Source organism: Lactococcus muris (genome assembly GCF_042849115.1).
Lineage (GTDB): Bacteria > Bacillota > Bacilli > Lactobacillales > Streptococcaceae > Lactococcus > Lactococcus muris.
In genome coordinates this window covers 29,100-42,345 of sequence record NZ_BAAFQO010000015.1, presented here as the reverse complement: position 1 = coordinate 42,345, position 13,246 = coordinate 29,100, and the positions used below count along the sequence as shown (strand labels likewise).

At 37.9% G+C, this 13,246-nt stretch carries 13 protein-coding genes; 1 reads left to right on the top strand and 12 read right to left on the bottom strand.

From position 1 onward, the window contains the following. Positions 1 to 68: 68 nt before the first annotated feature. From ACGHCK_RS09275 to hemW, 3 genes are all read right to left on the bottom strand, one after another. Complete coding sequence (locus ACGHCK_RS09275; protein WP_251421784.1) at positions 69 to 962, bottom strand: DNA/RNA non-specific endonuclease; 894 nt, start codon at positions 960 to 962, stop codon at positions 69 to 71. 108 nt (positions 963 to 1,070) lie between these two features. After that, entirely contained in the window at positions 1,071 to 1,883 is an 813-nt protein-coding gene (locus ACGHCK_RS09270; RefSeq protein WP_251421781.1) for a glycoside hydrolase family 25 protein, read from the bottom strand. A gap of 70 nt (positions 1,884 to 1,953) precedes the next feature. Continuing rightward, a complete protein-coding gene (gene hemW / locus ACGHCK_RS09265; protein ID WP_202230376.1) occupies positions 1,954 to 3,078 on the bottom strand; it encodes a radical SAM family heme chaperone HemW in 1,125 nt (374 codons plus the stop codon). Between the two features lie 272 nt (positions 3,079 to 3,350). Between hemW and ACGHCK_RS09260 the strand changes: the two genes are divergently transcribed. Continuing rightward, positions 3,351 to 4,955, top strand: a complete 1,605-nt coding sequence (locus ACGHCK_RS09260; protein ID WP_271328166.1) for a bifunctional aspartate transaminase/aspartate 4-decarboxylase — start codon at positions 3,351 to 3,353, stop codon at positions 4,953 to 4,955. A gap of 78 nt (positions 4,956 to 5,033) precedes the next feature. Here the strand turns inward: ACGHCK_RS09260 and ACGHCK_RS09255 are convergent, their stop codons facing one another. The 9 genes from ACGHCK_RS09255 to tpiA all read right to left on the bottom strand — a co-directional run bounded on the left by ACGHCK_RS09255 (position 5,034) and on the right by tpiA (position 13,150). After that, the gene (locus tag ACGHCK_RS09255) at positions 5,034 to 5,744 is read right to left on the bottom strand and encodes a transaldolase (protein WP_251421775.1); all 711 of its coding nucleotides are present in this window, start codon (positions 5,742 to 5,744) and stop codon (positions 5,034 to 5,036) included. Next, complete coding sequence (locus ACGHCK_RS09250) at positions 5,741 to 7,060, bottom strand: PTS ascorbate transporter subunit IIC (RefSeq protein WP_251421812.1); 1,320 nt, start codon at positions 7,058 to 7,060, stop codon at positions 5,741 to 5,743. Before ACGHCK_RS09250 ends, ACGHCK_RS09255 begins: the two co-directional genes overlap by 4 nt. Positions 7,061 to 7,154: 94 nt before the next feature. Then, positions 7,155 to 7,442: a PTS sugar transporter subunit IIB gene (locus ACGHCK_RS09245; RefSeq protein ID WP_202230380.1), complete on the bottom strand. Its 288-nt coding sequence runs from the start codon at positions 7,440 to 7,442 to the stop codon at positions 7,155 to 7,157. Between the two features lie 3 nt (positions 7,443 to 7,445). After that, entirely contained in the window at positions 7,446 to 7,904 is a 459-nt protein-coding gene (locus ACGHCK_RS09240) for a PTS sugar transporter subunit IIA (protein WP_202230381.1), read from the bottom strand. A 14-nt stretch (positions 7,905 to 7,918) separates the two neighbouring features. Continuing rightward, positions 7,919 to 9,544 carry a BglG family transcription antiterminator gene (locus ACGHCK_RS09235; protein WP_202230382.1) on the bottom strand — a complete coding sequence of 542 codons (1,626 nt, stop codon included), beginning with the start codon at positions 9,542 to 9,544 and terminating at the stop codon, positions 7,919 to 7,921. A 194-nt stretch (positions 9,545 to 9,738) separates the two neighbouring features. Further along, the gene (locus tag ACGHCK_RS09230; RefSeq protein WP_202230383.1) at positions 9,739 to 11,022 is read right to left on the bottom strand and encodes a glycosyltransferase family 2 protein; all 1,284 of its coding nucleotides are present in this window, start codon (positions 11,020 to 11,022) and stop codon (positions 9,739 to 9,741) included. Beyond that, entirely contained in the window at positions 11,015 to 11,533 is a 519-nt protein-coding gene (locus tag ACGHCK_RS09225; protein WP_251421769.1) for a hypothetical protein, read from the bottom strand. The genes ACGHCK_RS09230 and ACGHCK_RS09225 overlap by 8 nt, the downstream gene beginning before the upstream one ends. Before the next feature lie 23 nt (positions 11,534 to 11,556). After that, the gene (locus ACGHCK_RS09220; protein WP_202230385.1) at positions 11,557 to 12,222 is read right to left on the bottom strand and encodes a hypothetical protein; all 666 of its coding nucleotides are present in this window, start codon (positions 12,220 to 12,222) and stop codon (positions 11,557 to 11,559) included. 169 nt (positions 12,223 to 12,391) lie between these two features. Then, a complete protein-coding gene (gene tpiA, locus ACGHCK_RS09215) occupies positions 12,392 to 13,150 on the bottom strand; it encodes a triose-phosphate isomerase (RefSeq protein WP_202230386.1) in 759 nt (252 codons plus the stop codon). Between the last annotated feature and the right edge of the window lie 96 nt (positions 13,151 to 13,246).

Below are 13,246 nucleotides of genomic sequence, written 5' to 3'. Positions count from 1 at the left end.
TCCTTTTTAAGAAGATATAAAAAATGTAGAGACCCGTTCACCAGTGTCCCTACATTTTTTATATCTTCTTACCGCATCAACGTTCCCTTTCCAGTGGAATAATCAATCTGAACTCCTGGTTGTACATTTGGAATAAAAACATTAAACTCTAAACTGCCATCCTTGGATTTTGCTTCCATATGTGTACCATAAGGAACCAAGTCATTTCCTTCATAAAGTGGTTCAACACGATAGCGTACCGTTTTGTTCCTGTCTAGCGCTCTACGCACTAAACCCTCATAATAGTTTTGCCCTGTATTTTCATCATTCCCATTACTGGACTGATTAGCCCATGATGTTTGAGTGCTAATATTTCTAGGGTTTGCCTCCGAAGCATCAAAACTTTTAATGTTTCCAGCCAAAGCATAGCCAATGGAGTGGCCTCTGTTATAAAGCGTTGTATACGGACCTTCTGGAATCATCAGTTGTTTCCAGCCAACAGGATTTATTTTTGCTGCATTGGACTTTCCGTCTGCTCCTGATGTTTCTGTACGTTTTTTATATTGACGGCTGCTCTTGTTCAGTAAAGCGTTTGCCAGCCTAGGGCGACCCAAACTATCTTGACTCGCCAGCTGTACATATGGCGCACTGTTTACATTTGCGTTAAGCTCTGTCTTATTAGCGTTTATAATGAAAGCACCTGCTCCATTATAAGCAACCGCTCCTTTTAAATTCTTTTTAATCGAGGGCGTTAGAACGGATTGAGCGAGTGACTGTGTAGGAACCTTGTCCTCAATACTTCCAAAGTCAACTTTACTAAACTTTTTCAGTTGTTGACTTTGTTTTGGCTGATTCTGAGAAGATATGCCGGAAACCGTGGATAAAATTTCTGGATTTGCCTTGAGGAAACCTAATCCAAGAATGGCAATTGTACTAAGAATCCCTGCACTTGCCTTAAGTCTTATTTGTTTTTTCTTTGCCATTCTTATTCCTATTTTTATACCTTTCTCATTCATATTGCTCAATTTTTCATTACTTCTAAAAGCTCATAAAGAAAAGAGACTTTCGTCTGCTTTTCTTTTGTCTTTGCTTTATTGAGGATTTCTAAAAAGTTTGTCATACTGCTCTTGAGTACGAATCAGGTTCAAGTCCAAGTGTCCACCATAGCTAGAAAGGCGCCCACGGTCTGTAAACTGGTGCATATCATAACTTAAAGTTGTTTTAGGAGAGCTGTCCCACATACCGGTATTTCTACCATAGTCAGCCATCCAAATGGAGCTAAAATGACTTGAATCAATCCTGTGATCGTTTAAGAACCAATCTTGTGCATATATCCCAATATTCTTTACACCCAGCTTCTCAAGTTCTGTACGGAAGGCTTCAACTCCCTCGCTCATATTATTCATACTCACTTCTTCAACATCAAGCCAATAGTAGGTTGGATTAAAAGGATGTGCGCGTTCATAAAATAAACGAGCTTGTTCCCTCATTTCTTCAATGTTTTTCCCATTTACATATGCATAAACAGCAACAGGTACACCACGTTTTTGTAATTCTGTTATATGTGTTTTAAACTGTCTATCTTCACCATTTTTATAGGCAGCTGCATTGTCTTTACTCGACTTTCCAGTCTGGACACGCACGATAGCTCCAATAATTTCTTGGCTCATCAAATTATAGTCAATATCTTCAGGACGTTGCCAGGCAGATACATCTACAGCAAACCTGTTTAAATCAACTTCGTTATTTGCCAATAATTTATTTACAACTACTGTTTCTTCCTTGTTGTGATTTGTGGCTACTGCCTCAGGAACTTGATAACGCAAATTTCCAAAAATAAAGACTAAGGCAGTAAAAATCCCAGCAATAATAACAGTTGCTAGAGGGGTAAGTTTTTTTCTCATATTACTATTTTTACTCTTCATTCACACCATTGTAACATAGATTGACGTAATCTTTTTCTCAAATGCATACTTAATCTAAAAGAAATCGTTCAAACACTTCATTCCCTAATTCAAAGCCCTTTTCTGTCATTTGAATACGACCTTCAGCTTCAAAAAGTAACTTTTGGGCAATCAAGTCTTGAATAATCATTCCATAGACATCTTCAAGTTTTTGCTTAAATTTTTCCTGAAATCTCTCCCTAGAGACTCCTGATTTCTTACGTAAGCCCAGAAACATCTCTTCTTCAATCATCTCTTTACGTGTTAAAATTTCTTCATTGACTCTTTTGTTTTCTTCACGTAAATAATGATGAATCGGACCGTGATTTTTATAGCGGATGCCATCCAAATACCCTGAGGCTCCGGCTCCGATACCGTAATATTCAGCATTGTCCCAGTAAGTCAAGTTATGCTTACTTTCATAACCTATTTTTCCAAAGTTTGACACTTCATAATGAGAATAACCATTGGATGTAAGTGTATCAACAATGTACTCATACATATCTGCATTGCGTTCATCAGAAGGCAAACGTAAATGCCCTCGACGTTGACGATTCATAAATATGGTATGGTCTTCCAAAATCAAGCTGTACAATGCGACATGAGGCAGATTCAAATCCAAAAACTTCTTCACATCTCTTTCGACCATCTCCATTGTTTGGTTGGGTAAACCATAGATTAAATCAATAGTGATGTTTTCAAAACCTGCAGCACTCAAACGCTCAATAGCTCTGTAAACTTGAGCTTCTGTATGCGTTCTACCAATCTTTTTCAGCAACTTGTCATCAAAAGATTGTACGCCAAGGGAAATTCGATTAACTGGTGAGCTTGCCAACACAGCAAGAACTTCATCTGTCAAATCAGAAGGATTGGCCTCTACTGTGAATTCTTCAAGTTCACCCAAATCCAAGTTTTTCGTCAAATGGGTTAAGAGCTTTTCTAACTGGTCAGCAGGCAGAACACTTGGGGTTCCACCACCGACATAGAGCGTCTTTAAACTTGTAATTTGATAAGAATCATATTCTTTAAGCAGCTCATCAATATAGTCCGCGACAGGTTGGCCCGTCATCAAAACTTTAGCAAAATCACAGTAATAACAAATATGTGAACAAAAAGGGATATGGATATAAGCTGCTGTTGCTTTATTTTTACTCACTTTTATTCCTCTTCATATTCTGTTTAAGCTCCTTACTTGTTCCAAGTCTATCTCCTATTCCTAATTTCTCGAATCAAGAGTCCCAAAATATTGAATAAGAGAAGTTGGATGGAAAAAGTCAGATATTCTCGGATTCAAAAAAACTCATATCGTTCTATTGTAACAAAAAACAAGCAAAAATTTTATCATTTTATACTATTTTAGTCAAATTGTTTTTGTTTATTATGTTATAATTAATAGCAAAGGTTCAATAAATTCAGCTGGGAGAACATATGGAAAAAGAAGTTACCATTACTGACTACACTGGTTTAGGAGCATTTGAAGTCAGCTTTGAAATGCTTAAACTGGCAGAAAAAAATAAGAAAGACAATATCTTTTTAAATGCTGGACGTGGTAATCCAAACTGGATTAATACAAAAGCACGCCTGGCTTTCAATCGTCTGATTGAATTTGGTATCAAAGACTCCCTTCGTACCATCGAAAAAACCGACATGGCTGGTTACACGACGTTAAAGGGGATTGGGCAAAGATTTGAGGCCTTTCTAGAACCCGATGATGATGAGATCGATAAGTTTTTGATTGATGTGATGGACTATATGGACTATATCGAGATTGATCTCAAACTCAATATTGACGAAGTGATTAAAGAGTTTATCGATGGTGCCATTGGAAACAACTATCCGGTGCCCAGCCGTTGTTTGAAAAATACAGAAATTATACTGAATCGTTTTATGGAGAAAATCCTCTATAATGGCGTTCATCTCGAAGATAAGACACAGATTTTCCCGACAGAAGGGGGAACAGCAGCTATTGTCTATATTTTCAACTCACTTAAGCGTAATAAACTGGTTGTTCCTGGTGACAAAATTGCTATCAATACACCTATTTTTACCCCTTATTTGCAGTTGCCTGGACTGAGCGAATTTAACCTGGTAGAAACACTCATAACTTCTGATGAAAGTGATCATTGGAACATTCCAGAAACAGAAATTGAAAAATTATCTGATCCTGATATTAAAGCGTTCTTTTTAGTAAACCCGTCAAATCCAGGGTCTAAAGCTTTCAATCAAGAAACACTTCAAGCCTTGAAACGTGCTGTTGAAAAAAACCCTAATTTGATTATTATTACAGATGATGTCTATGGAACTTTCGTCCAAGATTTCCAATCTGTTTACAGCGTTGCCCCTTATAATACAATCTTGGTTTACTCTTTCTCAAAACTGTTTGGGGCAACAGGTTGGCGTTTAGGTCTTATTGCTATGCAAGAAGATAATGTGTTTGATCGTCTCATTTCTGAACTTGATCCTGAAGACATTGAGAAGCTAGATAAACGCTATGATATTGTTACTCATGATACAGCAGAATTGCCTTTCATTGAACGCATCGTTGCTGACTCTCGTTCTGTTGGGCTTTATCATACGGCTGGACTCTCAACACCTCAGCAAATCATGGAAGTGCTCTTTGCTTTCACACACTTGATCCATCGTAAGGAAACGGATCCTTACTTTGAGGCCTGCGAGTCTCTTATCGATGAACGCTATCAAGATTTGCTCAAAGCAATGAAATTAGAGCCTGATAATTCTAAAGAAAATGCCAAATACTATACGCTGGTTGATATCTACCATTTAGCTGAAATTCGTTTTGGTAAAAAATTCCGGACTTATCTCGAGGAGAACTTTGATTACCTTGAGTTTCTGCTCAATCTGGCAGATAAAAATGGTGTCGTTTTAATGGATGGTACAGGTTTTGGAGCTTCGAGTGGCACACTTCGCATTTCTCAAGCCAATCTTCCTACCGAAGACTATTATTTAATCGGCAAGCAAATCATCAATTTGCTTAAAGAATATTATTCTGATTATCTGAAAAAGAGGGAATGAATTTCCTGATGAATAGCTGTGCATTATGAGCACAAAGCAAAAACGCTTGAAAAATTTTCAAGCGTTTTTTGATTTAATCTAGTCTAATATTGTAAAGCCAAGTGTTTTTATATCCTTGTTAAACATTCTTACAGTATCAAGCGAAAGTTGTTCCAAATCCATATGATACATGCTTAATTTGTCGAGAATTGCTGGTGGTACAGTGATAATATCAGCCCCAAGTTCTTCTGCTTGGATAATATTATAAACTTCACGTGTTGAAGCCCAGAGCAGTTTAGTCCCTTCTTTTTGGCGGCAAATGTCTAGCGCCTTTCTCATCAAAGGTTTCGGGTTAATCCCTGTGTCTGCAATGCGACCTGCAAAGACCGAAATTATATTTTCAGTATCTGGCGCAAGAGCTTCAACCGTATCTTCTACCTGCTTTTCAGTCATTAAAGCTGTCACATTCAACTTTAAACCTTGAGCAGAGAGTTTTTTAATCAACGGTACACTGGATTCTCCTAAAGTATTTGTGATAGGAATTTTCACAAAAACATTTTCACCCAACTCAGCCATGAGGAGAGCCTCTTTTTCCATAGTTTCAAAATCATCTCCAAAAACTTCAAAACTGATAGGCAACCCCTCAACCTTATCCAAGGCCTCACGCGCAAAAGCTATGTAATCCGTAATCCCTGCCTTTTTCATGAGCGAGGGATTCGTTGTAAATCCCGTTACAAGTCCTTTTTCTTTCATTGCCAGCATGTCTGAAATTACGGCTCCATCAGAATATATCTCAATATCAAATTTCATTTTTCTTCTCCTTCAAATTCAACATTATTTATCGCACGTTTTGAGGGTCTCAAGACGCTTGGGAGGAATAATACAAGCACAGTAAAAGCTACAAGTAACCAGATACCCATTTGACCAAATGTTCCACCAACACGACCAAGAAGTATACCAATCGTACCAAAGTCAAAATCACCAAATGTAGCATTAGCAAATCCTAGATTTCCCAAGACTGGTAAAAGCCATGCTGGAAGGAAGGTGATTGCCAGTCCATTGACAAATGCACCAACGATAGCCCCTCGTCTTCCTCCTGTCGCATTTCCATAAACACCGGCTGTCGCGCCACAAAAGAAATGTGGAACAAGCCCTGGAATGATAAGCACTCCTCCAACAGCTCCCAGAATCGCCATACCAACCAATCCTGCAGCAAAACTTGAGATAAAGCCGATGATTACAGCAGTTTGAGCGTAAGGGAAGAATACCGCACAGTCAACTGCTGGTACAGCATTCGGAATAATCTTTTCAGCAATGCCCTGAAATGCAGGGAGTAAGTCTTGTAAAATCATACGAACACCAGCATAAACAATGGCAACTCCAACAGCAAACTTGAGGGCACTAATGATAGCAAATAAGTAAGGAGATTGTCCACCCGATAGTGTCATTACAAAGTCTGATCCAGCTGCGATTGCAGAAACCAGATAGAAAATGATCATAATCAATGCAGTTGAAATTGTGGTATTACGTAAAAAACCAAATTTTTCCGAAACTTGAATATCTTCTGTAGATTTAGAGCCTTTGCCCACTAGTCCTCCAATCCAAGCCGAAATATAGTATCCAACTGATCCGAAATGTCCCATCGCAATATCATCACCATCTGTAACCTTGAGAGTATATCTTTGGCCAATCGCTGGAGAAATCGAACTCCATGCTCCCAAAAAGAATCCTCCAGTGGCCACAAGCATTGCACCTTTAAAGCCGAGAGCACCAAGCACAGCTGAAAGTAAACAAGCCATAAAGAATGAGTGGTGTCCTGTCAGAAAAATATATTTATAACGTGTAATGCGAGCAATCAAGAGGTTAACTACCAGTCCAACGATAAGGATGGACATTGTTTCAACTCCCAAAATATCCTGCGCTGTTGCGACAACCGCTTCATTATTTGGAATGACTCCTGTAATGTTGAAACCTTTTTCAATCATCTTGGACAAGGGATCCATCGCCCCTACGATAACGTCTGCACCAGCTGCAAGCATCAAATAGCCAAGAATCGGACCTAGAGTCCCAGTCATAACTTTATGCGCCGGCGCTCTTAATGCAAGCAGACCAACAAAGGCCACCATACCAATCAGAAACGCTGGTTCACTGAATAGATCTCTAACAAACTCTAAAAATATCACCTTTAATCCTCCTAAAGTTATTTATAGACAATTGAAGTTATTCTTTTTCTGCCACAATCTCTTGCAAAACAGGAAGAACATCTTCTGTAATTTGTTTTTTATTCACGTAGCTACGTACAACTGCTACCTTTTTCCCCTCAGGGAACTGGTTGGCAAATTCATCAACCGTAACAAATAAATCAGCTGCTTCTCCCATCGCTGCGTTAAAGTCACTTGGTCTTGCATCAACTTCGATTCCATTTGCCTTTGCAATTTGATTCACTTTCATAGCAAGTAAGTTGCTACTTCCTATACCATTTCCACATACTGTAATTACTTTTAACATCTTCTAAGTCTCCTTCTGAATAATTTCATTTGCTTTTTCAATAAAAGCTTGTTTTTCTTTAATTCCTAACAATAACTCCACTTTTTCTTCATCATCAATCAAGGAAGAAAGTTGTGTCAGCAGTTCCAGATGCTCTGTATTGTTTCTGGTAGCTAAACAGATAATCAATGATACATCCTCTGTTTCGCTAAATGCTACAGCCTTTTCTAAACGTAAAATGCTCACTGCTGTCCCCTTTGCACCTGACTCTGGACGTGCATGAGGTAAAGCCACTTTCGGTACGAGTATAATATACTCGCCGTGTTCAATCACATTCTGAATCATCGCATCGATATAGCGTTCTTCAATTAGTCCGTTTTCCAAAAGTGGTTGAGCAGCACACTGTATGGCCTCTTGCCAGGTTTCGACCTTGTCTTTGAATTGAATATAAGGATTGAAAATTTCTTTTTCTCTTTTTTTCATGACTTTTATTCTATTTAAACCTTCCTTTCTTCTATCATCTTAGAAATAAACCACTCCTTGTCACTCATCCCTCGGATAATCATCTTCATCACAGGTTCCATTGTTTTATAATCTTCCGGTACCATAAGTAAGACTATAATATCTACATCTTTTCCTCCCCAGCTGATTGGATTATTCAATACTACAGCCGAAATATTCTTCTTGTTAACATATTTTGGACTACCATGTGGCAAAGCAAATCCATTTTCTAAATAGGTTCCGATTTTTTCTGACTCCCAGAGTGACAGCATAAAGTTAGCTTTTTGATGGGCATCATCAAATTCATGCTGCGCAATCAGATAGTTCAAAACTTCTTCTCGAGTCTTTAAGTCTAAAAAATAAATGTGATCAAAAAGATCCACTTTTTTTACATTTTCTAGCAGTAAATCTTGCTTCTTTTCCTCCTCAATAAAATCTATAAATTGATTCATAATGGCTTTCATATCTTTAGCCGTAAGCATGGTCGTAACTTTGACAACTGCTTTTTCTACCTTAGGCAAATCCATTGTCGTCACAATAAATGCAACCTTACTCATATCAACATTCTCTAGATGAGTCACTGATACCGTTTCAATACTGGTGCTACTTGGTAGAATATGAGCAATTTTGGCAGAAATGTAAGAACTTGCCCCAACACCATTTGGACAGACAAGCAAGATTTTATTTACTCTTTTCACACGTTCAATCGCTGCTTGAAAATGAATAACAATAAAACCTAATTCATCATCAGAGAGTTCAAGCGGATATTGCTTATCAAAATCCTGCAAAGCTAACCAGACAATACCGTACAGCGCAGGATAGCGTTTTTTCATCTCCTCAGTCAAAGGATTGTGTACTGAATTTTGCGCCTCCGTGCGTAATAAAAGTTGGTAGAGATGGACAGCAAGTTCTTCTTGTAAGCGTATATCACTGAAAATATCTATATCGATATTTTCACAAACTCTTTTTATAAAACGTTCAGTTTCTTTACGAAACTTAAGGGGCACACTGTCTTGACTTTCGAAAATATTCCATCCGCTGCCTGCAATAATATGACTAAGATGCTGAACCTCTTCCAAAGAAAATTGGTAAATTCCTGCATTTTCAATTTTTTGAAGTAAATCATGGGTAAAGGGATAAATATTAAAGCCGGATATCAGTTCTTCTAACTTATCCCTTTCTTGGATCTCAATGTACTTTCCCGCCTTCCCTCGCTGTACCATAACAGCGATAGAAACGACTATATTTTGCCCATAACTTTCCGAAATATCAAGTTTTCTTTCTCTCAGAAGTTGGTAAAAAATGGTGGATATCTGTGACAATAAAATATCATCGATAAAGTAATTCCTTTTTTCGTCTGATAAGGCAGCCAGTATAATTTGTTTTATTATTTTTTGAAATTGTACCTCGGTAGCTTTGAGATAAGTCCCTGAATTATCAAAGGTCATTTTTATCTCTTCAGGTCCCAGCAGTTTTTTTATGTATGATATATCATTGGCAATACTGCTTCTTGAGACAAAATACTCCTCAGAAAGCTTCTTGTAGCTCAAATGTTCCTGATTCATTAAGCGTTCCAAGATAACAAATTTGCGCTGCTGGCTATTAGGAATTTCTCCTTTCATTACGACCTCCTCCCATTTTTGAATACGGTTACATTTTAACACGAATATACTTTTACAGGAAGACCAATTTTAAGAAAATTTACTCCAGGAAAAACTGAACACTTTAAAAAATCACTGAAAATAAGCTTCTATAAAAGAAAAAAATACCCCACTAAGGCAACATTTCTATGTCTTAGTAAAGTACTTTTACTTTTTTAATCTTTCATCTTAGTACGTGTTGGACTTACCCAAGTTCCCTCACCTTGAAGTCCCATGACTGCTTTTAGAGCTGGGATGAAAGTTGTGATGATGGTCAGAGTATTGACCTGCCAATACCAGAGCATATAAACAGGCGCAAAGAACAGATATTTCAATTTCTTGGCATGATTGTCCATAACTAAAGCTGCAAAAAGCTGCCATGAACCCACAATCGCCATAAAGGAGTAAAAGACAAATATCATGTCAACATAGTGCAACAGCGCTTCTGTTTGCTGGCTGAGTATTAACCAGAAAAAACGGAAGAGCATATAGAAAAGCCCAAAGCAATAAAGGAAACTCCATAAGATAGAGCCCGTTTGATCAATCATCATTACCACTTGACTGATATGCTTTAACGGATGTTTAAAAACCTTGAAAAAATTAGTAAAATAAACTTCAATTCCACCTTTGGCCCAACGTTTCCGTTGTTTATAAAGCATTTCCAAAGTGCTTGGCACATTCATATAAAACATGATATCGGGGTCAAACAAGGCTTGCCAGCCATTCAACTGATGATCCCAAGCAATGGAAATATCTTCTGTTGCCCTGTCTTGACGGAAGAGGCCCGCATCGTAAACAGCAGCTTTGCGATACATTGTATTGGCACCAGAATAAGCATACATAGATCCTAAAAGACCTAATTGACTTCGCTTGATAATCCCTACAATGGATGAAAATTCAACCGTCTGCGACTTTTCTAATAGGAGTGAACGGTTTTGAACATCCATATTGGCCGTTACGGCAGCGCAGTTTTGATAAGCCGGATCCATGAAATAATTCATATACTTGATGAGTGCATCTGGCTCAGGTACAGTATCCGCATCATTTGAAAGAACGAATTCACCCTTACAAAAAGATATTCCAATATTAAAAGCGTGTGCTTTTCCCTTATTTTTCTCCACATGAAGCACTCTGAGGTTCGAGTAGCGGAAAGCGAGAGAGGCGAGAATTTCCGAGGTCATATCATAGGAGCCATCGTCACACACCAGTACCTCATAGTTTTCATAGTTGAGCTCATTCATCAGATACTCAATGGTTTCCTCAATCATCACTTCTTCATTATGTGCAGGAATCATGATTGAAACCATCGGTTGCTCTGCTGCTATGATTGGGTGGAACTTACGGTTTCGTCCCCTGTAGAAATAACGGTAATAAATTCCTCCAATGGTCCAACCTACTGCGCCAATCAAAGGATAGCAGACAAGCACCCAAAATAGATTCTGCAGTATAGAATCACTCATAAGGATAACCTCCGTCCTTGAAACGTTCATGAGCAAAGCCTGTGTCTAGATTTTTTTCAGGAACGACAGAATAATAATCGACATTTTCACGAAATTCCCTATCCCCAAATCTTTCAGCATAAGCTTCTTCCAAAATTGCACAACGGGCCGTGGCACGTTCTTCATCGTATGTTTTTCTCTCCGGATAAATTTTTTTCAAATTACGGTTATTTCTCAGTAGAAAAAATCCTCCAATAATAATAAAAACGAGCAGGGAGAGAATCACCATGATAAAAAGGTCACGAGCCAATAACAGACCATCTGCCCAAGTCCAACGATAGATATTTCTCCAAATCCGCTGTCTGGAGATGGAGTTTATCAAAGTCAAAAGTGGGAAGATAATCATCCACCAAAAGGCTAGAGTAACCAAGGTTTGACGTAATTTAAGTAAAAAATTTCCTCCTTCAAAATACTTATCTTTGACAAAATCTTTTGTCGCATCAGACTGCACCTCTTTTTCTTTACTGTTCATCTCTTTTCTTTTACTTTCTATACTTATTCAAAAATTTCAGCCAAGAAATTAAGATAGCGATTTTGCCGTTCTCTTTCAATCATTGATAACTCATCTTCTCTCAAAAGAACGTGTGCACTGTCTTTATTTTTAATATCTTGCTCCAACTTACTGATTGCATTTTCTAGAGTCATCTCTGGATTGCTTTCCTGTGTTCGGATTAAAAAAGTAACTGACCTTACAGATAAAAACTTATCTGGAATACGTGAATGCATCAACAGGCTTGATTCTAAAATGTTTTTAAGCTCTAAGCCTATCTCATTTTTCTGATCGTTCATGGCTTGATAGACTCTTTTTTTAACGCGCTTCGCTCCAAATTTTATCCATCCTTGGCGCCAGCTGTGCATTACAAAGAGATAAGAATATACAGCAAAAGATGAGCATAAAAGCAAGATGCCAACAATCACAATGTAAGGGTTATCCAAAGTTTCCCCAAAAGTAGCTACTGAAATTAAATCGGTTGTCTCAATAATGACAAATATAATGAGAAGTGTAGCAGGTATAATAAGGGAAAACAACATTGCCATCGTTGCTGCTTCTTCTGTCTGTTTTTTTCTTGCCTCACGTTTTAAGTTATCTCGCTTACGAATATTTTCTTGAAGCTGCTCTAAGATGTCTAAAACGGCATAGGAATATTCTATATCTGTCATTCACATCACCTCTTTTACACTATTGTAACATTTTAATCTATTAAATAAAATAAATTTCAGAAAGTAAGATAAACGTATAAAAAATCCGAGACCCAGACAGTTTTATTATGCCACTCCCTCTTAAAATCTGCGAAAAAAAGAAACTCCTACGAGTTTCTCTTTCCATCAATTATTTGTAAATTTCAAGCAGACCAAGGAAGGAATCTGCTTCAAGTGAAGCACCGCCAACCAAGGCACCATCGATATTTTCTTTAGACATAAGTTCAGCAACTGTTTCAGGTTTTACAGAACCCCCATATTGGATACGTACTGCATCTGCAACTTCCTTACCGTAAAGTTTTTCAACAGTTGACCGAACAACGCCACAAGTTTCGTCAGCGATTTCAGCTGTCGCAGTTTTACCTGTACCGATAGCCCAGATTGGTTCGTAAGCGATAACCATGTTCGCAACATCTTTACCGTCAATACCAGCAAGACCGGCTTCGATTTGAGATGAAACCCACTCTGCTGTTTTACCAGCTTCAAAAGTTTCAAGTGTTTCACCACAGCAAAGGATTGGTGTTACACCAGCTTCAATCAACGCTTTCGCTTTTTTGTTGATGTCTTCGTCTGTTTCATGGAAATATTCACGGCGTTCACTATGACCGATGATAGAGTATTCGATACCTTCAGCTGCAAGCATAGCAGGAGCAATTTCACCAGTGAAAGCCCCTGAATTTTCAAAGTAAACATTTTCAGCTGCAACTTTAAGTGGGTTATTTCCGCGTTCTTGCACCATTGATACAAGGTAAAGTGCAGGTGCTGCAATAGCAACATCTACTTTGTCTTCTGTTGGCAATTTGCCATCAATCTTTGCGATAAATTCTTTAACCTCTTTGAGGTTTTTATTCAATTTCCAGTTACCAGCGATAATAGGTTTACGTGACATTATTAATGTTCTCCTTAAAAATTGTTCTTATTAAGTATATCACAATCTGAAACTTTCTGCTAAGATTAATGTTCCATTTTCGCAAAAGACAGATTT